This window comes from Bradyrhizobium brasilense, from assembly GCF_029714345.1.
GTDB lineage: Bacteria > Pseudomonadota > Alphaproteobacteria > Rhizobiales > Xanthobacteraceae > Bradyrhizobium > Bradyrhizobium australafricanum.
This window is the reverse complement of record NZ_CP121669.1, coordinates 748,415-774,089: the sequence shown is the minus strand read 5'-3', so window position 1 is coordinate 774,089 and position 25,675 is coordinate 748,415. Positions and strand designations below refer to the sequence as shown.

The 25,675-nt window shown below is 65.8% G+C and carries 28 protein-coding genes and 1 riboswitch; of the genes, 17 read left to right on the top strand and 11 right to left on the bottom strand.

What is annotated here, in order from left to right; all coding sequences use genetic code 11:
* Positions 1 to 174: 174 nt before the first annotated feature.
* From QA635_RS03465 to QA635_RS03445, 5 genes are all read left to right on the top strand, one after another.
* Positions 175 to 1,581 (top strand): cytochrome ubiquinol oxidase subunit I, encoded by a 1,407-nt coding sequence (locus tag QA635_RS03465; protein WP_283066937.1) that lies wholly within the window; start codon positions 175 to 177, stop codon positions 1,579 to 1,581.
* Positions 1,578 to 2,579: a cytochrome d ubiquinol oxidase subunit II gene (gene cydB / locus QA635_RS03460; RefSeq protein ID WP_283066935.1), complete on the top strand. Its 1,002-nt coding sequence runs from the start codon at positions 1,578 to 1,580 to the stop codon at positions 2,577 to 2,579. The genes QA635_RS03465 and cydB overlap by 4 nt, the downstream gene beginning before the upstream one ends.
* Positions 2,579 to 2,707 (top strand): DUF2474 domain-containing protein, encoded by a 129-nt coding sequence (locus QA635_RS03455; protein WP_156436394.1) that lies wholly within the window; start codon positions 2,579 to 2,581, stop codon positions 2,705 to 2,707. The genes cydB and QA635_RS03455 overlap by 1 nt, the downstream gene beginning before the upstream one ends.
* Before the next feature lie 170 nt (positions 2,708 to 2,877).
* Positions 2,878 to 3,471 carry a L,D-transpeptidase gene (locus QA635_RS03450; RefSeq protein ID WP_253606232.1) on the top strand — a complete coding sequence of 198 codons (594 nt, stop codon included), beginning with the start codon at positions 2,878 to 2,880 and terminating at the stop codon, positions 3,469 to 3,471.
* A 61-nt stretch (positions 3,472 to 3,532) separates the two neighbouring features.
* Positions 3,533 to 4,570: an amino acid ABC transporter substrate-binding protein gene (locus tag QA635_RS03445; protein ID WP_283066931.1), complete on the top strand. Its 1,038-nt coding sequence runs from the start codon at positions 3,533 to 3,535 to the stop codon at positions 4,568 to 4,570.
* A gap of 386 nt (positions 4,571 to 4,956) precedes the next feature.
* Here the strand turns inward: QA635_RS03445 and QA635_RS03440 are convergent, their stop codons facing one another.
* Both QA635_RS03440 and QA635_RS03435 read right to left on the bottom strand, forming a co-directional pair.
* The gene (locus QA635_RS03440) at positions 4,957 to 6,096 is read right to left on the bottom strand and encodes an acyl-CoA dehydrogenase family protein (protein WP_283066929.1); all 1,140 of its coding nucleotides are present in this window, start codon (positions 6,094 to 6,096) and stop codon (positions 4,957 to 4,959) included.
* Between the two features lie 149 nt (positions 6,097 to 6,245).
* Positions 6,246 to 7,430, bottom strand: coding sequence for an acyl-CoA dehydrogenase family protein (locus QA635_RS03435; RefSeq protein ID WP_092078867.1), 1,185 nt, complete (start codon positions 7,428 to 7,430; stop codon positions 6,246 to 6,248).
* A gap of 168 nt (positions 7,431 to 7,598) precedes the next feature.
* Here QA635_RS03435 and QA635_RS03430 point away from each other — a divergent pair, with 168 nt between their 5' ends.
* A complete protein-coding gene (locus tag QA635_RS03430) occupies positions 7,599 to 8,144 on the top strand; it encodes a carboxymuconolactone decarboxylase family protein (RefSeq protein WP_283066925.1) in 546 nt (181 codons plus the stop codon).
* Positions 8,145 to 8,278: 134 nt separating this feature from the next.
* Entirely contained in the window at positions 8,279 to 8,773 is a 495-nt protein-coding gene (locus QA635_RS03425) for a VOC family protein (protein WP_283066923.1), read from the top strand.
* A gap of 138 nt (positions 8,774 to 8,911) precedes the next feature.
* Here the strand turns inward: QA635_RS03425 and QA635_RS03420 are convergent, their stop codons facing one another.
* Positions 8,912 to 9,415 (bottom strand): DUF2938 domain-containing protein, encoded by a 504-nt coding sequence (locus tag QA635_RS03420; RefSeq protein WP_283066921.1) that lies wholly within the window; start codon positions 9,413 to 9,415, stop codon positions 8,912 to 8,914.
* The gene (locus tag QA635_RS03415) at positions 9,408 to 10,271 is read right to left on the bottom strand and encodes a class I SAM-dependent methyltransferase (protein WP_283066919.1); all 864 of its coding nucleotides are present in this window, start codon (positions 10,269 to 10,271) and stop codon (positions 9,408 to 9,410) included. Before QA635_RS03415 ends, QA635_RS03420 begins: the two co-directional genes overlap by 8 nt.
* Before the next feature lie 82 nt (positions 10,272 to 10,353).
* Here QA635_RS03415 and QA635_RS03410 point away from each other — a divergent pair, with 82 nt between their 5' ends.
* Positions 10,354 to 10,791 (top strand): helix-turn-helix domain-containing protein, encoded by a 438-nt coding sequence (locus QA635_RS03410; protein ID WP_283066917.1) that lies wholly within the window; start codon positions 10,354 to 10,356, stop codon positions 10,789 to 10,791.
* Between the two features lie 180 nt (positions 10,792 to 10,971).
* Here the strand turns inward: QA635_RS03410 and QA635_RS03405 are convergent, their stop codons facing one another.
* From QA635_RS03405 to QA635_RS03395, 3 genes are all read right to left on the bottom strand, one after another.
* Complete coding sequence (locus QA635_RS03405; RefSeq protein ID WP_283066916.1) at positions 10,972 to 12,186, bottom strand: MFS transporter; 1,215 nt, start codon at positions 12,184 to 12,186, stop codon at positions 10,972 to 10,974.
* A 171-nt stretch (positions 12,187 to 12,357) separates the two neighbouring features.
* Complete coding sequence (locus QA635_RS03400) at positions 12,358 to 13,602, bottom strand: MFS transporter (RefSeq protein WP_283066914.1); 1,245 nt, start codon at positions 13,600 to 13,602, stop codon at positions 12,358 to 12,360.
* Between the two features lie 303 nt (positions 13,603 to 13,905).
* A complete protein-coding gene (locus tag QA635_RS03395; protein ID WP_225162000.1) occupies positions 13,906 to 14,397 on the bottom strand; it encodes a type II toxin-antitoxin system HicB family antitoxin in 492 nt (163 codons plus the stop codon).
* Positions 14,398 to 14,484: 87 nt separating this feature from the next.
* Between QA635_RS03395 and QA635_RS03390 the strand changes: the two genes are divergently transcribed.
* Positions 14,485 to 15,357 carry a protein-L-isoaspartate O-methyltransferase family protein gene (locus QA635_RS03390; protein ID WP_283066910.1) on the top strand — a complete coding sequence of 291 codons (873 nt, stop codon included), beginning with the start codon at positions 14,485 to 14,487 and terminating at the stop codon, positions 15,355 to 15,357.
* A gap of 6 nt (positions 15,358 to 15,363) precedes the next feature.
* On the opposite strand, the gene QA635_RS03385 is transcribed toward QA635_RS03390, so the two are convergent.
* Entirely contained in the window at positions 15,364 to 16,038 is a 675-nt protein-coding gene (locus QA635_RS03385; RefSeq protein ID WP_283066909.1) for a DUF938 domain-containing protein, read from the bottom strand.
* Between the two features lie 264 nt (positions 16,039 to 16,302).
* Between QA635_RS03385 and soxX the strand changes: the two genes are divergently transcribed.
* The 8 genes from soxX to QA635_RS03345 all read left to right on the top strand — a co-directional run bounded on the left by soxX (position 16,303) and on the right by QA635_RS03345 (position 22,349).
* Positions 16,303 to 16,593 carry a sulfur oxidation c-type cytochrome SoxX gene (gene soxX / locus QA635_RS03380; protein WP_051448082.1) on the top strand — a complete coding sequence of 97 codons (291 nt, stop codon included), beginning with the start codon at positions 16,303 to 16,305 and terminating at the stop codon, positions 16,591 to 16,593.
* 33 nt (positions 16,594 to 16,626) lie between these two features.
* Positions 16,627 to 17,121 carry a thiosulfate oxidation carrier protein SoxY gene (gene soxY, locus QA635_RS03375; RefSeq protein WP_057021237.1) on the top strand — a complete coding sequence of 165 codons (495 nt, stop codon included), beginning with the start codon at positions 16,627 to 16,629 and terminating at the stop codon, positions 17,119 to 17,121.
* A gap of 70 nt (positions 17,122 to 17,191) precedes the next feature.
* Positions 17,192 to 17,503 carry a thiosulfate oxidation carrier complex protein SoxZ gene (gene soxZ / locus QA635_RS03370; protein WP_057021236.1) on the top strand — a complete coding sequence of 104 codons (312 nt, stop codon included), beginning with the start codon at positions 17,192 to 17,194 and terminating at the stop codon, positions 17,501 to 17,503.
* Complete coding sequence (gene soxA, locus QA635_RS03365) at positions 17,500 to 18,423, top strand: sulfur oxidation c-type cytochrome SoxA (protein ID WP_425249125.1); 924 nt, start codon at positions 17,500 to 17,502, stop codon at positions 18,421 to 18,423. Before soxZ ends, soxA begins: the two co-directional genes overlap by 4 nt.
* Positions 18,420 to 18,734, top strand: coding sequence for a hypothetical protein (locus QA635_RS03360; RefSeq protein WP_283066906.1), 315 nt, complete (start codon positions 18,420 to 18,422; stop codon positions 18,732 to 18,734). The genes soxA and QA635_RS03360 overlap by 4 nt, the downstream gene beginning before the upstream one ends.
* Positions 18,735 to 18,768: 34 nt before the next feature.
* The gene (soxB, locus tag QA635_RS03355) at positions 18,769 to 20,517 is read left to right on the top strand and encodes a thiosulfohydrolase SoxB (RefSeq protein ID WP_283071460.1); all 1,749 of its coding nucleotides are present in this window, start codon (positions 18,769 to 18,771) and stop codon (positions 20,515 to 20,517) included.
* A complete protein-coding gene (locus QA635_RS03350) occupies positions 20,514 to 20,969 on the top strand; it encodes a DsrE family protein (protein WP_283066905.1) in 456 nt (151 codons plus the stop codon). Before soxB ends, QA635_RS03350 begins: the two co-directional genes overlap by 4 nt.
* Before the next feature lie 339 nt (positions 20,970 to 21,308).
* Positions 21,309 to 22,349 carry an MBL fold metallo-hydrolase gene (locus QA635_RS03345; RefSeq protein ID WP_253588628.1) on the top strand — a complete coding sequence of 347 codons (1,041 nt, stop codon included), beginning with the start codon at positions 21,309 to 21,311 and terminating at the stop codon, positions 22,347 to 22,349.
* A gap of 172 nt (positions 22,350 to 22,521) precedes the next feature.
* Here QA635_RS03345 and QA635_RS03340 read toward each other — a convergent pair whose 3' ends face one another.
* The 3 genes from QA635_RS03340 to QA635_RS03330 form a co-directional block, all read right to left on the bottom strand.
* Positions 22,522 to 23,337 carry an ABC transporter substrate-binding protein gene (locus tag QA635_RS03340; RefSeq protein WP_283066903.1) on the bottom strand — a complete coding sequence of 272 codons (816 nt, stop codon included), beginning with the start codon at positions 23,335 to 23,337 and terminating at the stop codon, positions 22,522 to 22,524.
* Between the two features lie 200 nt (positions 23,338 to 23,537).
* Positions 23,538 to 24,311, bottom strand: coding sequence for an ABC transporter ATP-binding protein (locus QA635_RS03335; RefSeq protein WP_283066902.1), 774 nt, complete (start codon positions 24,309 to 24,311; stop codon positions 23,538 to 23,540).
* Entirely contained in the window at positions 24,308 to 25,351 is a 1,044-nt protein-coding gene (locus tag QA635_RS03330; protein ID WP_283066901.1) for a FecCD family ABC transporter permease, read from the bottom strand. Before QA635_RS03330 ends, QA635_RS03335 begins: the two co-directional genes overlap by 4 nt.
* A gap of 112 nt (positions 25,352 to 25,463) precedes the next feature.
* Positions 25,464 to 25,661: riboswitch (cobalamin riboswitch) on the top strand.
* Positions 25,662 to 25,675: the final 14 nt, after the last annotated feature.

Genomic DNA, 25,675 nt, shown 5'->3' with positions numbered 1-25,675 from the left:
GTTGAGCTGGAACGGCGTCGAAAGCTCACCTCTCCCCGACGGGGAGAGGTGAACCGGGACCGCGCCAAGCCGATCCAGCTAAAACTCAACCCGCTCTAGTCGGACAATCCGCCCTCTTTGTCGTCACAGCTGACGTGGTAAGGTCCACGCCAGGTCGACGACGGATGGTGCGTAATGTTCGAAGGCTGGGATGCGGTCGTACTCGCCCGCGCGCAATTCGCTTTCACGATGTCGTTCCACATCGTGTTTCCCGCATTCTCGATCGGGCTTGCGAGCTATCTCGCGGTGCTGGAAGCGCTGTGGCTTGCCACCAGGCGCGAGGTCTACATCAACCTGTTCAATTACTGGCTGAAGATCTTCGCGGTCGCGTTCGGCATGGGCGTGGTCTCGGGCATCGTGATGTCCTACCAGTTCGGCACCAACTGGTCGTCCTTTGCCGACAAGACCGGGCCGGTGATCGGCCCGATGATGGCCTATGAGGTGCTGACCGCATTCTTCCTGGAAGCCGGCTTCCTCGGTGTGATGCTGTTCGGGCTCGAACGCGTCGGCCCCAAGCTGCACTTCGTGGCGACGTTGATGGTCGCGATCGGCACGCTGATCTCGGCGTTCTGGATTCTGTCGGCCAATTCCTGGATGCAGACACCGACCGGCCACGCCGTGAACGCCGACGGCCAGTTCGTCGCCGCCGACTGGCTCAAGGTGATCTTCAATCCGTCGTTCCCCTATCGCCTGGTGCACATGGTGCTTGCGGCGTACCTCACCACCTCGCTCGTGGTCGGCGCGGTCGGCGCCTGGCATCTGCTCCGCGACCAGCATCTGGCCGGAGCGCGCGTGATGTTCTCGATGGCGATGTGGATGGCCACCCTGGTGGCGCCGATCCAGATCCTCGCCGGCGACCAGCACGGCCTCAACACGCTGGAGCACCAGCCCGCCAAGGTGATGGCGATGGAAGGCCATTACCAGAGCCACAAGGACGGCGCGCCGCTGATCCTGTTCGGCTGGCCCGACCAGCGTGAGGCGAAGGTGAAGTATGCGATCGAGGTGCCGAAACTGTCGTCGCTGATCCTGAAGCATTCGCTCGACGCCCCGCTGGCCGGCCTCGACACCGTGCCGCGCGAGAACTGGCCGCCGGTGCCGATCACCTTCTGGTCGTTCCGCATCATGGTCGGCCTCGGCTTCCTGATCATGGGGCTCGGCCTGCTCAGCCTTTTGATGCGCTGGCGGGGGATGATGTACCAGTCGCCGCTGCTGCATCGCTTCGCGGTCCTGATGGGCCCCGCCGGCTTCATCGCGGTGCTCGCGGGCTGGATCACCACAGAGACCGGGCGGCAACCGTTCACGGTCTACGGGCTGCTGCGCACCGCCGATTCGGCGTCGCCGCTGGCGGCGCCCGCTGTGGGCTCGTCGCTGATCGCCTTCATCATCGTCTATTTCGCCGTGTTCACCGCGGGCGTGATCTACATCCTGCGGCTGATGGCGCAGCCGCCGCATCCCGGCGAGCAGGGCCCGACGAAAGATCTTCCGGCCCGCGCCGCCGGCATCACGCCGGCGGCAGGTGCTGCCGTGGAGGGCGCGCGATGATCGATCTCGCCACGATCTGGGCCTTCATCATCGCCTTTGCCGTGTTCGTCTATGTCGTGATGGACGGCTTCGATCTCGGCCTCGGGATCCTGTTTCCGCTGTTTCCGCAAAAGACCGACCGCGACGTCATCATGAACACGGTGGCGCCGGTGTGGGACGGCAACGAGACCTGGCTGGTGCTCGGCGGCGGCGGCATGATGGCAGCGTTTCCGCTGGCCTATGCGGTGCTGATGCCGGCGCTTTACACGCCGATGATCGCGATGCTGCTCGGCCTCGTGTTCCGCGGCGTCGCCTTCGAATTCCGCTGGCGGACCCAGAAGGCGCGCAACAAATGGGATATCGCTTTCGCCGGCGGCTCGCTGCTTGCGACACTGGCGCAGGGGATCGCGCTCGGCGCCATCCTGCAGGGCATCCATGTCGAGGGCCGCCAATACGCCGGCGGCTGGTGGGATTGGCTGACGCCGTTCAGCGTCCTGACCGGCGTCGCGCTGGTGATCGGCTACGCGCTGCTCGGCGCGACCTGGCTGGTGATGAAGACCGAGGGCGAGCTGCGCGACCGCGCCTATCATCTGAGCTGGATGTTGTTGATCGCGATGCTGTGCGCGATCGGCGCCGTCAGCATCGCAACCCCGTTCCTCAGCGTGCAATACACCCAGCGCTGGTTCGCCTGGCCCAACATCATCCTCACCGCGCCGGTGCCGATCGCGGTCGCCGCCGTCACCGCGCTGCTGCTGCGCGCGCTGAGCGACAAGAACGACCACCAGCCGTTCTTCCTGACGCTGGCGCTGTTCGCCTTGTCCTATGCCGGGCTCGGCATCAGCATGTATCCGTATATCGTGCCGCAGAGCATCACGATCTGGCAGGCGGCGGCACCGGCGAACAGCCAGATCTTCATGCTGGTCGGCGTCTCGATCCTGGTGCCGCTGATCCTCGGTTACACCGCCTGGGCCTATTGGGTGTTCCGCGGCAAGGTGCGCCCCGGCCACGGATACCACTGATGCCCGAGGGCTCGAATCAGCGGCCGCTCGGCCAGCGCCTGCTGTGGTTCGCAGCGCTGTGGCTCGGCGGCGTCGGCACCGTGGCGCTGATCTCGTTCGCCTTGCGACTCTGGATCGCGCCGAAATGAGGCGGCCCGCGCAACGTGCCGCGACAATCAATGACAAAAAACAGAAGCATTACAGGGATATACCTGTGATGCCGCCCTAAGCTTGCCATCAAGCTGCCGCTGAGATTTGATGCTGCCTGATTTGCGGGTGGAGCAACCATTTGGCCGCGTGCCAACAAGGAGAGCTTTCAATGACGAAGTTTCGTCACCTGGTCTGGATGTTGATCGCGACGGGCGCGCTCGTGCTGTCGACGTCGCAGGGCTTCGCCCAGAACCGCCCGGACGCCGACGAGCCCGGCCTTGTTGCTGACGACGGCTACGAGCTCGACCCGGAATGGCAGAAGCAGGTCGTGTATTACCGGTCCAATGAGGCGCCGGGCACCATCATCGTCGCGACCGCCGAGCGCCATCTTTATTTGGTGCAGGGTAATGGCCGCGCGCTCCGCTACGGTATCGGCGTCGGCCGCGAAGGCTTTCAATGGCAGGGCCTGGTGAGCATCACCCGCAAGGCCGAGTGGCCGGACTGGGTGCCGCCGCCGGAAATGATCGCGCGCCAGCCCTATCTGCCGCGCTTCATGGCGGGCGGCCCGGGCAATCCGCTCGGCGCACGCGCGATGTATCTCGGCACCACGGTCTACCGCATCCACGGCACCAACCGGCCCGACACCATCGGCACCGCCGTTTCCTCCGGCTGCTTCCGCCTGGTCAACAACGACGTCGCCGATCTCTACAACCGCGTTCCGGTCGGCACCAAGGTGATCATCCGGCAGAAGCCCGAACTCTGATCTCTACCCGCCTTCGATATCCGCCCCGCTTTTCCCCCCGATCCTTCGCGAGAGAGAACCCATGCGTACATTTCGAGGCGGCCTGACGATCGGGCTCGCGATCGCCGCGCTGGTTGCGGCCGCCGCCATCACCTATGAGCGTTACGACACCCGCACGCTGAAGCGCACCGTCCGTCGCGGCGACGTGCTGTGCGGCGTCAACAAGGGCCTGCCGGGCTTCTCGATTCCGGACGACAAGGGTAACTGGACCGGCTTCGACGTCGACTTCTGCCGCGCGGTCGCGTCGGCGATCTTCGACGACCCGTCGAAGGCGAAGTTCGTGCCGCTCGACGCCAGCGAACGCTTCAAGGAGCTGCAGAACCGCAAGGTCGACATCCTCTCGCGCAACTCCACCTGGAGCATGTCGCGCGAGACCAATTACGACCTCTATTTCCCCGCGGTCGCCTATTATGACGGCCAGGGCTTCATGCTGCCGCGCTCGCGCAACATCGATTCCGCGCTCGACCTGAACGGCAGCAAGGTCTGCGTGCAGGCCAACACCACGACGCAGCTCAATCTCGCCGACTATTTCCGTGCCAACAACATGAAGTACACGGAGATGAAGTTCGACAAGCTGGACGACGTTGTGAAGGCCTACAACTCCGGCCAGTGCGATACGCTGACGTCGGACGCCTCGCAGCTCTATGCGCTGCGGCTCAACCTCGCCAAGCCGAGCGACCACACGATCCTCGCCGACATCATCTCCAAGGAGCCACTGGCGCCGGTGGTGCGCTTGCGCGACGACGACTGGATGATGATCGTGAAGTGGACGCTATACGCCATGATCAACGCCGAAGAACTCGGCATCACCTCGAAGAACATCGACGAGGCGCTGAAGTCGAAGAAGCCGGAGGTGATGCGGCTGGTCGGCACCGAGGGCACCTATGGCGAGGATCTCGGTCTGACCAAGGACTGGGCGGTGCGCATCATCCGCCATGTCGGCAATTACGGCGAGGTCTACGACCGCAACGTCGGCGCCGACTCCAAGCTGAAGATCCCGCGCGGCATGAACCAACTCTGGAATGCCGGCGGCGTCCAGTACGCGCCGCCGATCCGCTAGCGGCGCGCGGCCAGGCCGCAGCCGCCACCGCATACAACGCCGTCGTCCCTGCGAAAGCAGGGACCCATACGCCGCGGCGGATATTGTAGATGGGACTCGTCGTTCCAGCGGCGCGCGACAGTCACCCATTCGTGGTTATGGGTCCCTGCTTTCGCAGGGACGACAGTGAGTATGCTGTACGGCTTCGGTGTCATCACCCGCGCATGCGGGTGATCCAGTACGCCGCGGCTTCTCGGCTCAAGCGCCGACGTCTCGGGAATACTGGAACGCCCGGTCCCGTCTACGCCAAGGCTTCGACGAGGCTTTCGCTTTCAGGTGCGCCGAAGCTTTAGCGAAGATGGCGAGCCGGGCGATGACAGTGTGCGCGACGACGACGATGCGGCGGCTCAGTAGCCCTTGCCGCTCGCCAGCTGGTCGGTGTGGAAATTGCTGTCGCCGAACAGCTCCTGGCAGACGCGGGCGCGCTTCATGAAGAAGCCGATGTCGAACTGGTCGGTCATGCCCATGCCGCCATGCATCTGCACGCCCTCCTGCACGGCCAGCGTCGCAGTGGTGCCGGCGCGGGCCTTTGCCACCGCGACCGCGGTGGCGGCCTTGTCGATGTCCGTGTCGAGCGCCTGCAGCGCCTTCAACACCGCGGCGCGGGTGATCTCAATATCGATGTAGAGCTGGGCGGCACGGTGCTGCAGCGCCTGGAATTCGCCGATCGCCTTGCCGAACTGCTTACGCTCCTTCAGATAGGCCACGGTGCGGCCGAACACCTCGTCGGAGAGGCCAACCATTTCGGACGCCACCGCGCCGCGGCCGATATTGAGCACGCCCTCGAGCAGCCCGAAGCCCTGATCGACCTCGCCGAGCACGCTGTCGGCGTCGACCTCGACATTGTCGAACACGATGCGCGCCGCGTTGTGAGAATCGACCATCGCGGTGCGCTCGACCGCGAGCCCCTTCGCCTTCGGATCGACCAGGAACAGCGTCAGCCCGTTCCTGTCGCCGGCGCTGCCGGCCGTGCGCGCCGCCACGATCAGAAGATCGGCGGTGTGGCCGTCGACGACGAAGGCCTTGTCGCCCGACAGCTTGAAGCCGTTGCCGGAGCGCGTGGCCTGCAACTTCGTTTGCAGCGGGCGATGCTTGGCGCCCTCATCGATCGCGAGCGCCGCCAGCAGCGAGCCGTCGGCGATCTTCGGCAGATGCTGCGCCTTCTGCGCCTCGCTGCCGCCGCGCGACAGCGCCGAGGCAGCGAGCACCGAGGTCGCGAGGAACGGCGACGGCATCAAGGTGCGGCCGATCTCCTCCATGACGATGCCGGCCTCGACGCAGCCGAGCCCGCTGCCGCCGAACCGGTCCGGCACCAGCAGGCCGGAGAAGCCCATCTCCGCAAATGTCTTCCAGAGATCGCGCGAGAAGCCGGTGGCATCCTTGGCATCGCGCAGACCGCGCAGATGCGCCACCGGCGCCTTGTCGCTGATGAGGCCGCGCGCACTGTCGCGCAGCATGGATTGTTCTTCGGTGAGGACGAGGGCCATTGGATGGATCCGGTAACTCTGATGTTGTTCGTTCAGTCGAATTTCAAGGTATCGTCATGCCCGGCCTCGTGCCGGGCATCCACGTCTTGAGCTAACCGCGACAAAGACGTGGATGGCCGGGTCAAGCCCGGCCATGACGACAAAAAACGTCACGCACCCGGCAGGTCGAGGATGCGCTTGGCGACGATGCCGAGCATCACCTCGGAGGTGCCGCCCTCGATCGAATTGGCCTTGGTGCGCAGCCAGGCGCGCGGGCGGGCGCCGCCTTTGGAGCGATCGCTCTCCCATTCCAGCGCGTCGATGCCGCCGGCCGACATCAGGATCTCATACCGGCGCTTGTTGAGCTCGGTGCCGTAATATTTCATCGCCGAGGAGAACGCCGGATGCGATTGCCCGGCCTTGGCGAGATCGACCGCGCGCTCCGCGGCGGCGGCGAGCGCGGCCTCGTCGACCTCGAAGCTCGCGATCTGGCTGCGCAGCTGCGCATCGTCGAGCTTGCCCTGCGCGTCCGCGCCGACCGAGTCGGCGGCGATCTGGCCGAGCGGACGGCCGACGCCGCGCTCGCCCATGCCGGAGATCATCGCGCGCTCGTGCTGCAGCAGATATTTCGCGACATCCCAGCCGCGATTGACGGTGCCGACGACATGCGATTTCGGCACGCGGACATTGTCGAAGAAGGTTTCGCAGAACGGCGAATAGCCCGAGATCAGCAGGATCGGCTTGGTCGACACGCCCTTCGAGGTCATGTCGAACAGGATGAAGCTGATGCCGTCATGCTTCTTGGCCGCCGGATCGGTGCGCACCAGGCAGAAGATCCAGTCGGCGTAGTTGGCATAGGACGTCCAAATCTTCTGGCCGTTGATGATGTAATCGTCGCCGTCGCCGACCGCGCGGGTCTGCAGCGAGGCGAGGTCGGAGCCGGCATTCGGCTCGGAATAGCCCTGGCACCAGCGGATCAGGCCCGCGGTGATCTTCGGCAGATGCTCCTTCTTCTGCTCCTCGGTGCCGTATTTCAGCAGCGCCGGTCCGAGCATCGAGATGCCGAACGAGGTCAGCGGCTGACGCGCGCCGATCGCAGCCATCTCCTGGCGCACGATCTTGGCCTCCTCGCCGTCGAGGCCTCCGCCGCCATATTCCTTCGGCCAATGCGGCACGGTCCAGCCCTTGTCGCGCATCCGCTCGAACCAGACGCGCTGCGCCTCGGACGAGAATTTCGTGTTGCGGCCACCCCAGAAGGTGTCGCCATCCGAGGTCATCGGTTTGCGCATCTCCGGCGGGCAATTCTGCTCCAGCCAGGCGCGGGTCTCCGCGCGGAATTTCTCAAGGTCGGCCATGGTGCGTTTCCAGTCAAATTCGACGAATTGGATTCGACCTTAGACCTACGCAGCCGCCGAATTCAATATGCCTCGCGGCCGCGCCATGCTCTGGCGTCGCTACTCACCTCGCGCGATCGGGTGTATCGCCGAGATGGGGTAACGCTTGAAAAACAAAAGGAAACGGACATGCGGCTGAAGCTGCTTTCGCCTAGCGAAATGAACGCCGCCCAGAAAGAAACTTACGACGAGTCGATCGCCGGCAAGCGCGGTGCGCCACCCGCGCCGATGATGGCCTGGCTGAACAGCCCGGAGATGGCACGGCATGCCACGCGGCTCGGCGAGGTGCTGCGCTTCGACACGATCTTCCCGCCAAAACTGTCCGAGATCGCGATCCTCGTCACCGCGCGGCACTGGACCGCGCATTACGAGTGGTATGCTCACAAGCGCCTCGCGCTGAAGGGCGGCCTCGACCCGAAGATCATCGAGGACATTCGCGTGCGCCGGACGCCGAGCTTCGACGATCCCAAGGCCAGGGTGATCTACGACGTCGCCAAGGCGCTGCACGAAGGTCACGGCCTGCCGAAGGCCCTGTATGACGAGGCGATCGAGGTGCTGAGCCAACGCGGCCTGGTCGAGGTGATCGGCCTCTGCGGCTACTACACCATGGTGTCGATGACGCTGAACACGTTCGAGTTCCAGCTGCCCGGCGGCGAGTTGTCGGAGCTCTGCTAGGCCCGGCGACCGTGGCGCCTTTCGGAAACGCTGCGTTTCCGGATCGATCGCTCCGGCGTCGGCAAATCCGGACTATATCAGGCGGCGAACCTCGCCCCTGATGGCAGGGGCATTGACGTCAACGGAGTCCGCTCATGCCAGAGAATCCCCCCATCATCGCGGGCACCCGGATCGGGCATGTCCACCTCAAGGTGGCCGATCTCGAGCGCGCGCTCGGCTTCTATTGCGGCGTGCTCGGCTTCGAGCTGCAGCAGCGGCTGGGCGCGGACGCGGCCTTCATCTCGGCCGGCGGCTATCACCACCACATCGGCCTCAACACCTGGGAAAGCAAGGGCGGCCATCCCCCGCCGCCGGGCACCACCGGCCTGTTCCACACCGCCATCCTCTATCCCACCCGCCCGGCGCTCGCCGATGCGCTGCACCGGGTGCTGTCGGCCGGCATCGAGCTCGACGGCGCCAGCGACCACGGCGTCAGCCAGGCGCTTTACCTGCGCGATCCCGACGAGAACGGCGTCGAGCTCTATTGGGATCGCCCCGAGGCCGAATGGCCGCGCAGCGCGGACGGCAAGCTCGCGATGTTCACGCGACGGCTGGACGTTGAGGATTTGCTGAAGCAGCGAGCGGGCTAATTCCGCAACGCGATAATTTCGTAGCCCGGATGGAGCCAACGGGTCGCGCGAACGCGCGCCCGATGACAGGCTCCGCGAAATCCGGGGTTGGCACCGTGGGGTGATACTGTTCCCGGATTGCGCTTCGCTTCATCCGGGCTACGGGTTCAGGAACGGGTGCGCGAGCCAGCCGGCCGCATAAAGCCCAATCCCAAACACCGTGTGCGTCACGAGGCTCTGCAGCCGCGCCGCCCATGGATGGGGCGTGCGGCTCGCGGCGATGCCGGCGCCCATCGCGGGCTGCATCACCAGGAACGGCGCGGCCACGCTGGCGATCCCGACCGTCAGAGCCGGAGCGATGGTGGGCTGCCGCGCCCAATCGAGGCCGACGATCGCAAGCAGCACGCCGGCAAAGCCGATCCCGATCAGATAATGCGCGGTCCATCCGATGACCCGTTCGCCCGCGACCTGCGGTGACGCGGCGATGCGGTCGTGGCGCAGGCGAGCGGATACGAGATGGCCGAGCCAGCGGCCGACCAGGGCATAGTCCAGCGACGGGATGCCAAGCAGGCGCTTTCGAACCATCCCCCAGATGTCCATCACGACGGTCGCACCGATCCCGATCAGCACCGCGCTCGCCACAAACTCCACGACCTCAACCATGCGCGGTCCCCGCCGGCGCCCGTGCCGCGACCATCCAGCACGCCGCGGTGAAGCGAACGTCGTTGCCGTGGATGTAACGATCGAAGGCACCGCGCACGGTCTCGATCACTTGCGTGCGGCGCGGCTCCTCCATCGCCTGCAGCATTGTCCCGACCGGGCCGAGCCAACTCACATAGCGGGTCAGCTGCGATGCCGGAAAGCCGAGGGCGACATCGATCGGATCGATCGCGATCGCGTCCCAACCGCTATCCTCCAGGATAGTTTCGACCCGCTTCCGGTCGGCGAAGCCGAATTGCCCCGGCGCATCGGGACGCCGCGCCGGAAGATCCGGCAGCAACGGCTTCGCTGCCTGTTCCGCCGTCGTCATGAACGGGTTCTCGGCGGCGCCGCGCCAGGCGATGAAGCGGAGCGCAGCACCCGGCCGCGCGGCGCGGCGCAGATTGGCGAAAGCCCGCACCGGATCGGCAAAGAACATCACGCCGAGACGCGAGATGATCATGTCGAAGCTCGCGGGCGCGAACGGATAGGTCTGCGCGTCGGCGCAGATGAAGCTGACCGGCCGCCCTTCCCGCTCCGCGCGGGCGCGCGCCGCCGCGATCATCGGCTCGGAAATGTCGATGCCGGTGCAATGCCCTTGCCGGCCGAGCACGCGGGCCACAGCGAAAGTCGTGGCGCCCGTGCCGCAACCGATATCGAGCACGCGGCTGGCCGCGGCATCGGACACCGCCTGAACGAGAAGTTCTTCAAGCGGCCTGAACATCCCTTCGAGCACGGCGCGCGTCTCGACCCAGGCACGGCCGGCGGCGCCGTTCCAGAGTTTGACCTGCTCGTCGTCGGCTCGCGGTGCGACACCCATGATTCTCGTCCTTCTTGATGCCTGCCTCGGGCAAGCGATAGGCTGAATACTGCCAGTTCAAGTGAACTTGAGGTCAAGGGTTATGCGGGACATCGATATCGCGGAGGTGGCGGCACTGTCGGGCGTTCGCGCCTCGACCTTGCGCTTCTATGAGGAAAAAGGGCTGATCGCCTCTCATGGCCGGCGCGGGCTGCGCCGCCTGTTCGATCCGGCCGTGCTCGACCGGCTGGCGCTGATCGCGCTCGGGCGCGCCTCCGGCTTCTCGCTCGACGAGATCGCAAGGATGTTCGCGCCCGATGGAAGACCGCGCATCGACCGGAAAATGCTTTCTGCCAAGGCCGACGAGCTCGACCGCACCATCCGCAGGCTCAACGCGATGCGCGACGGCCTGCGCCACGCCGCCGTCTGCCCGGCGCCGAGCCACATGGAATGCCCGACCTTCCGCCGCCTGCTGCGAGTCGCGGCGGCCGGCAAGATCAGCGAGCCGAAGAAGGCGCGGAAGTCACGCCGCAAGTCGTAGAACGTAGCCCGGATGAGCGAAGCGACATCCGGGGACAGGTCTTTATTCCCCTTCCCCCTGAAAGGGGGAAGGTCGGGATGGGGGTCAGCCGCAGGCGATGTTGCAAGCGGAGAGAGCAGATCCCCACCCGCTTTGCTCTGTGAGCAAAGCGACCTCCCCTTTTCAAGGGGAGGTGGAAAGCTACTTTCCTTTCGCCATGATCGTCGCCGCCGCGATCAGCTCCAGGCCAATGCAGCCGTAGAACGGCAGCGTGTAGCTGCCTGAGAGATCGCGCAGCAGCCCGACCACGCCGGGGCCGAAAGCGTAGGTGATCTGGTTGATCGCGGTGATCAGGCTGACCAGCACACCGAACGCACGCGGATCGAACTCGCGCTGCACGATCAGCGCCGGCAGCGTGATCAGATTGCCGACCGAGAAGCCGAACAGCGCGCAGGCCGCGATCTGCGCCACGTCATTGTGCACATTGATGATGACGGCGAGCGCGACCGCCTGGCTGACAAAGGACAGCGCCGATGCCAGCCGCTGGTTGAGCCGGTCGATCACGAAGGAGAACGAGACGCGCCCGACCACGGCCATCGCGGTCAAGAGCGCCATCGCCACCGTCGCGCGCTCGCGGCCGATCACCTGATCGAGATAGGCGATCAGATGCACGATGAAGCCGACCTGGGCGAACAGCACCAGCGCGAAGGCAATCGAGACCGAGAGGAAGCGGATGTCGCGCAGCGCCCGGCTGCGCACCTGCGTCGCCGACGGCGCGTCGGCAGCGGCGGCCGTGACCGCGTGCAGATGCGCCGGCGGCCGGCCGACAAAGATCAGGATGACAGGCACCATCACCACGATCAGCAGCCCCGCGGCCGCGATCATCGCGCCGGAGAAGCCGAAAGCGCCGATCCCCGCCACCAGCAGCGGCACGCCGACGATGCCGCCGAAGCTCGCGCCGTTCAGCGCCAGGCTGATCGCCATGCCGCGTTTTTTGTCGAACCACAGGCCGAGCGTGTTGGTGATGATGCCGAGGCTGGTGCCGGCCCAGCCGAACGCCAGCAGCGCATCGGCAAGATAGAGCTGCCAGGGCTCGCGCACCTCGCCGATCGCAACCGCCGCGATCGCCATCGCGACGGTGCCGGCGATCAGGCAGCTGCGCGCGCCGAACGCCTTGATCGCCTCGCTGACGAAGGCGACCAGCGCGGCGCCGAACAGGTAGAAGAAGGTCGTGCCCGACGAGATCAGCGATGCCGGCCATCCGTGCAGCCGCTGCAGCTCGGCGACATAGACGCTCTGGCCGTAGAAGCCCAATCCCCAGCCGAAGGTCGCAAGCAGGAAGCAGACGACGACGATGCGCCATCCCTCGTAACCAAGCGAGGATTCATCAGGCAGCGTGGCTGAGGATGCGTCCATTTCTTGCTCTTGCTTCTCACATCGTCATGGCCGGACCAACCCGATCCCATGATGTGAACAGCGTTGCAAGCGGATCATTTCGAAGCTGATCGAAGTGTCAGCAATTGGCAGCAGGAGACCCTTTTAGGCATGATCTTGCGGAAAACCGCGCCACACTTTTCCGGATCATGCCTAGATGCTGGGATCCGGGATTTCTTCCACCGCGCGCAATTTCGCGCGTCGCTTGGCGAATGAAGTGAGCCAGAGCACGGCAAGGCCGAGCAGCACAGGCGGGAACACCACCCAGTTGACGGCATTCCAGCCGTAATGCGCGAGCAGTTGGCCCGACGAGAACGAACCGATCGCCATCATGCCGAACACGAGGAAATCGTTGAATGCCTGCACCTTGTTGCGCTCCTGCGGCCGGTGCGTTTCCAGCACCAGCGCCGAAGCGCCAACGAACGCAAAATTCCAGCCGATCCCGAGCACGAACAGCGTCGCCCAGAAGTGCGGCGCGGTGACGCCTGACAGTCCGATCATCGCGGCGACCGCCTCGAGCGCCAGCCCGAGCGCGACGATAACCGGCGCGCCGAACCGCGCGATCAGCGAGCCCGTGAAGAAGCTCGGGCCGTACATCGCAACGATGTGCCACTGGATGCCGAAATTGGAATCGCTGACCGACAGCCCGCACATCTTCATGGCGAGCGGCGCCGAGGTCATCACCAGATTCATCATCGGATAGGCGATCACGCCGCACAGCGCCGCGGCGATGAAGCGCGGCTGCCTGGCGATCTCGAGCAGCGGGCGGCCGCCATGCAGGTCCGCAGCCGCAGGCTTCGGCGCGTCGACGCCTGAGAGCACCGCCATCGCCACCAGTGCGACCAGCGCCTGCATCACGAAGGAGAACGCGAACAGATACGGCGGCCAGATGTCCATGGTCCATTGCACGAGCTGCGGCCCGAGCACGCCGGCGAATACGCCGCCGGCCATCACCCAGGACACCGCCTTGGGCCGGAACGCGACACTGGCGCCATCGGCCGCGGCAAATCGGTAGGACTGCGCGACGGCGCCGTAGAGCCCGCCGAGGAAGGTCGCGCCGCAGAACAGCCAGAACGATGAATGCAGGATCGCCCAGGCGCCGAGCGCGCCGGTGAGCATGCCGCAGAAGGTGCCGATGATGAAGGCGACGCGTCGTCCGTAGGCGCGCGAGATCGCACCGGTCGGCAGCGTGCCGGCGGCAAGCCCGAGCACATACATCGAGAGCGGCACCGTCGCGAGCGAGACGTCGGGTGCCAGCGTCGCGCCGACGATCGAGCCGGTGGCGAAGATCACGGCCGAATTGGCGCCGGTCAGCGCCTGCGCCGCCGCAAGCCGCCACACATTGCTGCGCGCCCGCGCGTCGTCGCTCGCCTCATCCGCAGCTGTCACGTCAATCATCGGTGGTCCCGCCTCGAAGCCCCGGCGGGAGCCCCCAATCGGGCGCACTATGGAGAGCGGGTCGAAGCCGATCAACCGGCGCAAACGGACGTACGCCATGCAGGAGGCGCACACGACATCGCTTGCCCTCACAGAGTGACGTCACAGCAGCCCGGCACTTCTATCAGCACCGTCATCCTGAGGAGCGCGTAGCGCGTCTCGAAGGATGCACGGCCAACAGCCGGACCGTCGACCCTTCGAGACGGCCGCTCTGCGGCCTCCTCAGGGTGACGGTGAGAGAGCTGTCGCTCGATGATCGATCGCCTACCGCGCTGGCTTCTTGCCCGGCCGCTTCTCGGCGCGCAGCGCGCCGGTCTTGTGCACCTTGGAGCGCGGCCCGACGAGGTGCGGCTTGTGAACGTGCCATTCAAGGGCAAGCGTCGCGGCGAAACCGAAAAAGCTCGAGCGGCTCATGCCGAGTCCGGCGGCATGCTTGTCGATCCGTGTGATCAGGCTCTTCGGCAAATAGACGTTGACGCGCTCGGACGGATCGGGCGGATCGACGCCGACCATGAAGAAGGCGGCGACGTCGGAGCCCTTCGGCGGCACGATGCGCTCGATCGGGGTCGGCTCCGGCAATGGCTTGCCCTGCTCGACCCAGCCGTCGACGGTCTGCGCCAGCGTCTGCTCGGCGCGCTCGATCGCGTCTTCCTGCGATCGTCCCGCGGCGACGCAGCCGGGAAAGTCCGGAAACCACGCCCCGAACGCGCCGCGCGGACCGCGCTCCAGCACGGCCGGATAAAGCCGTCTCTTCATTCTGGCCTCCGTCGTCGCAGTATGCTATTTCACACACCTCGGGTGTGTCAAATCACACAACACGCGACATCGTGGGAGCGAGCGGCAATGGACCCGCAAGCCGAACTCCGCATCGTCCGCGCGGCCTATGCCAAGCAGATCCTGGCCGCCGCCAACACCATCAATCCGCGGCTGACGGAGGCCTTCGCCGCCATCCGCCGCGAGGACTTCGTCGGCCCGGGACCATGGATGATGCTGCGCTGGTGGAGCCGCGACTATGCGCCGACGCCCGATGCCGACCCGGTCTATCTCTACACCAACGATCTCGTCGCCTTGCGTCCCGAGCGGCGTCTCAACAACGGCCAGCCGTCGCTGCATGCCTATCTCATGCACCAGGCCGCGGCCGCCGCCGGCGAGCACGTGGTGCATATCGGCACGGGCACAGGGTACTACACCGCGATCCTCGCGCATCTGGTCGGACCGTCCGGCCGCGTGACCGGCATCGAATACGATCCGGACCTTGCGGCAGACGCTCGCGCCAATCTCGCCGCTTGCGCAAATGTCGAGATCATCCAGGGCGACGGCACACAGGTCGCGTTCGAGTCCGCCGACGTGATCTATGTCAACGCCGGCTGCACCCGGCCTGCCGCGCGATGGCTCGACGGGCTCGCCGCCGGCGGCCGCCTGATCCTGCCGCTGACCTCGGATGAGGGATTCAAGGGCGGCGCGCCGGAGCAGGTGGCGCGATCCGGCGCCGTGTTCCGGATCCGGCGCGAGGGCGCAGAGTACCAAGCGGACTGGATATCGCCGGTCGCGATCATTCCCTGCGACGGCGGCCGGGACGAGACGTCCGAAAAAACGCTCGCCGAAGCCTTCGCCCGCGGCGGCTGGCAGAAGGTGACGCGGCTCTATCGCGACGCCGGGATCCCCGATGAACGTTGCTGGCTGCGCGGGCCAGGCTGGTGCCTGGCTTACGATTGAGCGCGGCTACTTGCGGGCAAAGACCAAAATCATGTTGTTGGCCGGCATCTCGAAGCTGCCGGCGAGCTTGAGCCCGACGCGCTCCGCAAGCGTCTCGAGATCGGCGATATCGCGCACCCCCCACTCCGCGTCGCGCTCGCGCAGCGACGTGTCGAACACGGCATTACTGAGCGCGGTGTGCTTGCCGCCGCGCTTGAACGGGCCGTAGAGGAACAGCCGGCCGTCGGCGCGCAGGTGCCGCGCGGCGCCGGCGAACAGGCCCTCGGCGACGCGCCACGGCGCGATGTGGATCACATTGGCGCAGAAGATCGCGAGCAGTTTGTCCGGACCTTTGCCGTCCGGCGGCGCCGGCGACCAGGCCGGGTCGGACAGATCGATCGGCTGCGGCGGCCGGATGTTGGCAAGGGCGGCATGCGCGCGCCAGGCCTCGATGCTGCGCAGGTGCGCCGCATGGAGGTCGCTCGGCCACCAGGTGATGTCGGGCGTCTGACCGGCGAAATAGACGACATGCTGGCCGGTGCCGCTGCCGGCTTCCAGCACGTCGCCGGATTGGCCGGCGAAGTGATCTTTCAGAACTGCCCAGATCGGCTGATGGTTGCGATGGAACGCCGGCGCATCGAGCCGCCCGTCCGCCTCGACCGGCCGGCCGTCCTTGCCAAACTCCGCCACGAATTCCGCCACCGCGCTTCTCCCTACGCCTCGCTGCATCTCAACCGCACAAACGTGACAGGCGGAAGGCGCAGGACATGCGCTCCAGTGCCGGACTGCCCCTGTGGCATTAACCCCGTCGCAACGCGCCTATTCTCCGTGTTGCCAGCCGATGGCCTTTGTGCTTTCCACTCTTTATATTGCGATGGGATCATCGAGATTGAAGCCCGGGAAACGTCCTTGATCGCCACCTTCTCCAAGCCAGCCTTCGTCCTGGCGCTGCTGGCAGGCACCGCCATGGCCGCGCCCGCGCAGGCCCAGTCCGCCGCCGAGGGACAGAAGCTCGCCTTCGACCGCGGCAAGGGCAATTGCCTGACCTGCCACGTCATCAAGGGCGGCGACCTGCCCGGCACGATCGGCCCCGAGCTGAGCGGCCTGAAGGCCAAATACAGCCGTGACGAGCTGATCGCGATCGTGACCGACGAAACCAAGCGCAATCCGCAGACGGTGATGCCGCCGTTCGGCCGAAACCGGATTTTGAGCGAGAAGGAAATCGACGCGGTGGTGGACTTCCTGCAGACGCTGTGACGCCGCGACCGTCGCTTGAGGAGATTTTTTTCGATGAACATCACGACCAGCGAATTTTTCAAGGCGCGCCGAATGGTGCTGAAGGGCGCCGGCGTCGCCGCGCTGATCGGCCTCGGGGTCATTCCGTTCGACGTGCCGCAGGCGCTCGCCGCCGCCAACGACAAATATCCCGAAGACGCATTCAAGCAGAAGAACGAGGCCGACGCGATCAAGGCGCTCTATGGCAAGACCGCCGAGCCGTCGGACAAGATCAAGATGGATGCGCCGGAAATCGCCGAGAACGGCGCGGTGGTGCCGATCTCCGCCACCACGACGCTGGCCGACGTCACCTCGATCTCGTTTCTGGTGAGCGAGAATCCGATCTCGCTGGTCGCGTCATACAGGATTCCGGCCGGCACGCTGCCGACCGTCTCCAACCGCATCAAGATGGCGAAGACCAGCAACGTCACCGCGATCGTCGAGGCCGGCGGCAAGCTCTACAGCGCCAAAAAGGAAATCAAGGTCACCGTCGGCGGCTGCGGCGGCTGAGTACGCATGATCCGGAAAAGTGGGAACCGGTTTTCCGACAAGATCATGCGCAAACAATAGGGATAATCAGATGGCATCGAGCATTCGCGTGCGCGCCACGTCAAACGGCGACACCACCGAGGTGCAGGCGCTGATCCAGCATCCGATGGATTCCGGCTTCGTCAAGGACGCCAAGGGCGAGATCATTCCGCCGCATTTCATCCAGCAGCTCACCTTCGAATATGACGGCAAGCCGGTGTTCGTCGCCGACTGGGGCGGCGGCGTCTCCAAGGACCCCTATGTCAAGTTCGCCTTCAAGGGCGGCAAGAAGGGCGACGATCTGAAGGTCAGCTGGGTCGACAACAAGGGCGCGACCGACACCGCCACGGCAAAGATTCAATGACGCGGCGCCTCGCAATCCGTGCTCTAGAGCGTTTTCGAGCGAAGTGGACGCCGGTTCGCGTGAAGAAAACGCGTCAAAACAAAAATCTAATTGCGACGTTCGCGCTCGGCGTGCTGGCGCTCGCGCCGGCCGCGCGCGCGGCCGACACCGTCGATCCCGCCGCCGACAAGGCCGCGTTCCAGAAATTCTTCACCAGCAAATTCCCCAAGCTGAAGCTGGAGGATTTCGTCAACGGTCCCTATTCGATGAATGAGGACCTGCACCGGCAGTGGGAGGAGAAGGAGCAGTTTCCGCCCTACGAGTTCTCACTCGAAGCCGGCAAGGAGATGTTCGCAACGCCGTTCAAGAACGGCAAGACCTACGCCGACTGCTTCCCGAACAAGGGCATCGGTATCCGCCAGAACTATCCCTATTTCGACGAGAAGGAAGGCAAGGTCGTCACGCTCGAGCTCGCACTCAACCGCTGCCGCGAGGCCAATGGCGAGGCGCCGTTCTCCTATGTGAAGGACGACATGGCGGCGCTCACCGCCTACATGGCCTTCACCTCGCGCGGCAAGCCGATGGACATCAAGATCCCGAACGATCCGCGCGCGCTCGAGGCCTATCAGAAGGGCAAGGAATATTTCTACACCCGCCGCGGCCAGCTCAATTTCTCCTGCGCCACCTGCCACATCCAGAGCCCGGGCGAGCGGATCCGCGCCGAGGTGCTGGCGCCGGCGCTCGGCATCCTGAACGCGATGCCGATCTACCGCTCGGAATGGAGCGGAATGGGGACGACCAGCCGCCGCTTCACCACCTGCAACAGCCAGATCCGCGGCGTGCCGCTCAATCCGCAGGACGACGAGTACCGCAACCTCGAATACTATTTGTCCTATGTCAGCAACGGGCTGCCGATTTCGGGTCCGGGAGCACGGCCATGAGCGTGGCCATCAAAGCTGTCCTCGCAGCATCAGCCCTGCTGATCGCAACCGCGACCGGCGCCCTCGCCGCCTCCGAGGCCGACTACAAGGCCGCCTACGCCGCCGCCGAAGCCGCCAACAAGGAAGCAGGCAGCCTGCGCAACCAGTGGACCACCACCGCCTCGACACTATCTGCCGCAAAAAAGGCCGGTGAGGCTGGTGATTTCGATACCGCAGTCGCCAAGGCCAAGGAAGCCGAGGCACTGGCAAAGGCCTCGATCTTCCAGGCCACCAGCGAAAAGGAACGCTGGAAGGACATGGAAGTTCGTTAAAAGCGCGCAGGCCAGGGGCCGCGCGGAGAGAATGATGATCATCCGCCGCCGGGAATTCCTGAAAGCTGCGGCCGCCGCAACGCTGACGGCCGGCCTGCCGCGCCTTGCGCGCAGCGCCGACACCGCCAGCGTCTACGACCTCGAGCGGTTCGGCAACGCCCGCATCCTGCACATGACCGACACGCATGCGCAGCTGAAGCCGGTGTTCTTCCGCGAGCCCGGCGTCAATCTCGGCGTCGGCGCGATGGCCGGCCAGCCGCCGCACCTCGTCGGCAAGGCCTTCCTCGACCGCTTCGGCATCCGGCCCGACAGCGCCGACGCCTATGCCTTCACCTGCGTCGAATTCGAGAAGGCCGCCGGCCGCTTCGGCCGGCTCGGCGGCTTCGCCCACCTGAAGACGCTGGTCGACAAGCTGCGCGCCGATGTCGGCGAAAAGCGTTCGATCCTGCTCGACGGCGGCGACCTCTGGCAGGGCTCGGCGCTCGCCAACGCCATGAACGGCGCGGACATGGTGGAAGCCGCCAATCTGCTCGGCATCGAGGCGATGACCGGGCACTGGGAATTCACCTATGGCGAGCAGGTGCTGCGCGACAACCTTTCGCGCTTCAAGGGCGAGTTCCTGGCGCAGAACGTGTTCCTGACCGAGGAAGCCGCGTTCAACGACGCCAAGGCGTTCGACCCGGCGTCGGGGCGGGTGTTCAAGCCGTCCTTCATCAAGGAGATCGGCGGCCATCGCGTCGCTATCATCGGCCAGGCCTTCCCCTACGTGCCGATCGCCCATCCGAAGCGCTTCACGCCGGACTGGAAGTTCGGCATCCGCGACGAGGAGCTGCAGAAGCTTGTCGACGGCCATCGCGACAACGACAAGGTCGAGGCGGTGATCCTGCTGTCGCATAACGGCATGGACGTCGACCTCAAGCTCGCCAGCCGCGTCACGGGCATCGACGTCATTCTCGGCGGCCACACCCACGACGCGATCCCGATCCCGATCACGGTAACCAATGCCGGCGGCGTCACGCTGGTGACCAATGCCGGCTCCAACGGCAAATTCATCGGCGTGCTCGATCTCGATCTTGCCAAGGGCAAGGTCGCCAACGTCCGCTACCGGCTGCTGCCGGTGTTCGCCGAATTGCTGAAGCCCGATCCTGCGATGCAGACGCTGATCGACAAGATGCGCGATCCGCATGTCGACGAATGGAACACCAAGCTGGCCTCGGCCGACCGGCTGCTCTACCGCCGCGGCAATTTCTCCGGCACCGTCGACCAGTTGATCTGCGATGCGCTGCTGAACGAGCTCGACGCCGAGATCGCGCTGTCGCCGGGCTTCCGCTGGGGCATCACCACGCTCGCCGGCCAGCCGCTGACCATGGAAGACGTGCTGTCGGAAACCGCGATCACCTATCCGGAGACCTACGTCGCCAAGATGACGGGCAGCCAGATCAAGGATGTGCTGGAAGACGTCTGCGACAATCTGTTCAACATCGATCCCTATTATCAGCAGGGCGGCGACATGGTCCGCGTCGGTGGCCTCGCCTACACCTGCACGCCGGCCGAGACCGTCGGCAAGCGCATTTCCGAGCTGAAGCTGGGCAACGGCAAGCATCTCGAAGCCGGCAAGCACTACAAGGTCGCAGGCTGGGCCTCGGTCAACCAGCAGAGCGGCGCGCCGATTTGGGATGTCGTCGCCAGGCATCTGCGCTCCGGCCGGCCGCCGAACCGCGACGAACCCGGCGTGACGCTGAAAGGCGTCGAGGACAACCCGGGCATCGCGAGGCACGGATGACGCGCCGCGCGCTGATCGCGGCATTCGGCCTTGCTGCGCTCGCGCTGGCGACGCCGCTCGTGCACGCCCAGCTGGCGCCGTTGCAGGACAAGCCGTTCGCCGAGCACAAGGTCGTGCTGCAGCTCTCCGACAACGATCCGAGGAAGCAGGGCCTCGTGATCAGCGTCGCTAACAATCTGATGAGGCACTACGATCCCGACAAGGTCGCGGTCGAGATCGTCGCCTTCGGCCCGGGCATCGACCTGCTCAAGCCCGACAACCCGAACCGCAAGCTGGTCGAGAGCGTAGTCGCGCAGGGCGCGCGGGTCGACATCTGCCTCAACACTGTCGACACGATCGAACGCGACAGCGGCAAGCGGCCGGACTACATCGCCGCCGCCACCCCCGTGCAGGTCGGCGTCGCGCAGATTTTGCTGCTCACCGAGAACGGATACACGCTGGTCCGACCGTAACGGCCCCGTCGTCATTGCGAGCCAACGGGTCGCGCGAACGCGCGCCCGCGGGAGCAGGGCTGGAGTTACGTGCGGCCGTAACTTCGTCTCTTCCACGACCGCGATGCATATCCCGTCATCCTGAGGCGCGAGCGGAGCGAGCCTCGAAGGATGCGCGGCCCAGATGCCTTGTCCCATTCGCGGAAAGACCCGGGCCGTCCACCCTTCGAGACGCGCGCAAGAGCGCGCTCCTCAGGGTGACGAGATCCGGCTGGGGCGGGGATGGATTTGCTTTGAACTGACCCTATCTATGGAATAATATCCTCCATGTGACTCGGCCCGGAGAATAGGTAAGCCGTCATGATCTTTCGCCAGCTCTTCGACAGCGTATCCGGAACCTACAGCTATCTGCTCGCGAGCCGCGCCGGCGGCGAGGCACTGATCCTCGATCCGGTGCTGGAGAAGGCCGATCGCTACTGCAAGCTGCTGCAGGAACTCGACCTCAGGCTGGTCAAGGCCGTCGATACGCACCTGCACGCCGATCACGTCACCGGCCTCGGCGAGCTGCGCGACCGCACCCAGTGCATCACCATCATGGGCGAGCAGAGCAAGGCCGACGTTGTGTCGATGCGCGTCTCCGACGGCGACAAGGTGACGATCGAGGGCCTCTGCCTCGAGGCGCTGTACACGCCCGGCCACACCGACGATTCCTACAGCTATCTGATGGGCGACCGCGTCTTCACCGGCGACACGCTGCTGATCCGCGGCACCGGCCGCACCGATTTCCAGAACGGCAGCGCGCGGGCGCAGTACGATTCGATCTTCAACCGCCTGCTGAAGCTGCCCGAGGAGACCATGGTGTTCCCCGCGCATGACTACAAGGGCGATACCGTCTCCACCATCGGCGAGGAGAAGCGCTACAATCCGCGGCTGCAGGTCAAATCGATCGACGACTATGTCGAGCTGATGAACAACCTCAATTTGCCGAACCCGAAGCTGATGGACGTCGTGGTGCCCGCCAACATGCATGTCGGCCTGCACCAGGATGAACTCGCCAAGGAGGGCCTCTCCCTCAGCGCGCGCGACGCCATCGCGAGCCTCGGCCGGCCCGATATCCTTCTGGTCGATTTGCGCGAGAGCGCCGAGCGGGCCAAGCACGGCACGCTCGCGGGCGCGCTGCACGCGCCCTATCCGGGGATTTGCGCCACCCTGCAGCCCGGCGGCATGCTGCGCGAGGTCGCGGCCGCAACCGGCCGCCGCGTCGTGTTCTTCTGCGCCTTCGGCGAGCGCTCGGCAATGGCGGTGGCCGCCGCGAAGAAGGCGGGCCTGGCCAACACCGCGCATATCGATGGCGGCATCGATGCGTGGAAGAAGGCCGGCGGGCCGGTGGTGATGGGATAGTCTCATAACCCTTTAGCCCGCTCGCAAATATCTCACCGTCACCCTGAGGTGCGAGCGAAGCGAGCCTCGAAGGGCGACGGCCACACTCCTTCCGCGAACTCCTGGAAGTATCCGGGCCGTGCATCCTTCGAGACGCGGCTTCGCCGCTCCTCAGGATGACGGGTTTGGAAGGTCACTGCGTCACTCGCTGCAACTCTTCCGTCAGGCGATCCAGCGCATCCGCCAGCATCACGCCGCCGCACACCGTGAGCCGCTCCGGCAGCACGATGCGCTTACTTTGCGGATAGAAGCGCTCCAGCGCGGGATGCAGCAGGAAGGCGCGACCGTCATCCTCGGCGCGGTCGCCGGCTTCCGACACCAGGATGAAATCCGGCCGCAGTTTTACAATCGCCTCCAGCGAAGCAAACCCGCCTGCGCCGACGCCGAGTTCGCCGGCGGCGTTGGAGAGACCGGTTGCCGCCAGCAGCGAGCTGACCAGGCTGCCGTCGCCGGGCACAAAGCCACGCCGCTCCAGCGGCAACACGCGGTAGTGATGCGCGCTCGCCGCCGCGCGCGCCCGGGCGGTGGCCGCATCGAGGCGCGCGATCTCGGCCTCTGCGCGATCGGGATGCTGCACCACATCGCCCATCGCGCGGATCTGGTTCTTCACCTCGTCCAGCGTGCGCGGCACCGTGAATTCGACGACGTGCAGCCCGTGGGCCTTCAACAGATCACGGGTCGCGCGCTTGTCGAACAGGCTGACCACGACGAGGTCGGGCTTGAGCAGCAGCACGTCCTCGGCCTCGCCGGACAGGCGCGGAAAGTTTCGCGCCTTCTCCGCGGCCCAGGATTGCCAGTCATCTCGCGAGAAGCGGCTGAGGCCGATAATCTGGTCCGGATCGGCCAGCGACAGCACGAGCTGGTCACTGCAGACATTCATCGAGACGATGCGCGGTCCGGCGGCGAACGCGGCGCCGGCGGAAATAAGCCACAGCAGTATCGCGACCACCGCACCAAGATGAAGCGAAGCGAGATGGCTGCCACGCTGAAGGTGCGCCCCCTCTCCCGCTTGCGGGGGAGGGTTGGGGTGGGGGTTTCGCCGCGAGCCATATCGTGGAGAGAGCCCCCACCCGCTGCGCTCGTCGAGCGCAGCGACCTCCCCCGTAAGCGGGAGAGGTGAACTGAGCTTGTGGTGAGGCCGTGACCACATCAGACGTCCGCCCACGGCACGATGACGGCTTCGCGCTGAAATTCGGCGCGATAGGCGCTGACCCGGAACACGCTGGCGAGGACGCTCTGCGACAGTGCCTCGACAGGCGCGCCTTGCGCTGCCAGCCGCCCCTCCGCGAGCACCAGCACATGATCGGCAAAGCGCGCGGCGAGTCCCAGGTCATGCGTCACCACGATCACCAGCACGCCGGTGTCGGCGACGTTGCGCAGCTTCTGCATCACGTCGATCTGGTGGCGTGGATCGAGCGAGGCGGTCGGCTCGTCGGCGAGGATCACCGGCGCCTCCACCGCGAGCACCCGGGCCAGCGCGACGCGGCTGCGCTCGCCGCCGGAGAGTTCGGTGACGCGGCGATCGCTGAATTCAGTGACGTCGACCGCCTGCATCGCCCGCAGCACCGCCTCCATATCCGTCTGCGACAGCCGTGCCGGATCGGTCGCGCCGTGCGGGTAGCGGCCGAGCGCGACGATGTCGCGCGCCGGCAGCGGCCAGTGCACCATGTGCCCCTGCGGCAGATAGGCAAAGCGTTTCGCACGCTCGCGCAGCGGCAGCGACGCCAGCGGATCGCCGCCGATCCGGATCTCGCCGCCCGATGGAATCAGCCCGGCCAGTGCACGCAGCAGCGTGGTCTTGCCGGCGCCGTTCGGGCCGACCAGCGCGACCAGATGGCCCGACGGCAGCGACAGCGAGACATCGTGCAGCACCTTGCGGCTGCCGAGCGAGGCATTGAGCGCGGCGGCGGAGAGCAACGTCATGCCACGCCTCCGCCGAGCGCGCGGCGCTCGCGCATGATCAGATAGAGGAAGAACGGCACGCCGATGATCGAGGTCAGCACGCCGACCTTGATGTCCGAGGTTGAAGGAATGATGCGCACCGCGATGTCGGCGGCGAGCAACAGCGCTGAACCCGTGAGCGCGCTCGGCACCAAGAGCCGCGCCGGATCGTGACCGATCACGGGACGCATCAGATGAGGCGCGACGAGGCCGATGAAACCGATCGTGCCTGTCACGGCAACCGCGCCGCCGACACCGAGCGCCACGCCCGTGATCACGAAAAGCCGCAACCGCCCGACGTCGACGCCAAGGCTCTGCGCCGCCTCCTCGCCGAGCGTCAGCGCGCGAAAGTCGCTCGCCTGGCTGAGCAGGATGGCGGCGCCTGCGACGATGAAGGGCAGCGCCAGCGCCACGTGCTGGAAGCTGCGGTCCTCCAGCGAGCCGAGCAGCCAGAACGCGATCTCCAACACCACGAACGGATTGCTCGAGAGATTCATCACCAGCGCGGTCGCCGCCCCCGCAAAGCTCGAGATCGCGAGCCCCGCGAGGATCAGGATCAACAGCCCGGCATTGCGGCCGGCGATCGCAAGCAGCGCGAACACCGAGCCGAAGGCGGCGATGATCGCCACCACCGGCAGCGCGTAGGAGCGCACATCGGCGAGGCCCAGCGCGATCACCAGCACCGCGCCGAACGCGGCCGATTGCGGCGCGCCGAACAGCGACGGCGAGGCCAGCGGATTGCGCAGCAGCCCTTGCAGCGCCGCACCGGACAGCCCGAGAATACCGCCGATCGCGAATGCCAGAATGGTGCGCGGCAGGCGGATCTCGCGCACGATCACCTGCGCCACATCGCTGCTGCCGCCGAACAGCGCCTCGATGACCGCGAGCGGCGACAGCCGCACCGGCCCGATGCCGAGCGAGAGCACGCACAGCAGGACCACGAGCGCGAGCAGCGCCGCGGTGGCGCCCCACCGGCGCCGCGCCGCGACCTCGGCCGCCAAGGCAAAATCCTGCACGCTCATCGGATCCATGCTCTTACAGCGATCGTCGTGGCAGACAAGCGACACTCGACAAAAACCGTGGCCGCACGGCCATTGCCCGACTTCCGCCGGATTGACTTTGCTGCCCGGCCGAACCCTAGATGAACATGACGGTTCTTTCATGAGATGAAAAGGGAATGCGGTACGGGGAAACTTCCCCAACGCCGCGGCTGCCCCCGCAACTGTATGCGGTGAATCCTTCGTCACAGGCCACTGGGAATCTCGGTCCTGGGAAGGCGACGAAGGGTAACGACCCGCGAGCCAGGAGACCTGCCGTCAGCCGTGGTCACACGCGATGCTGCCGGT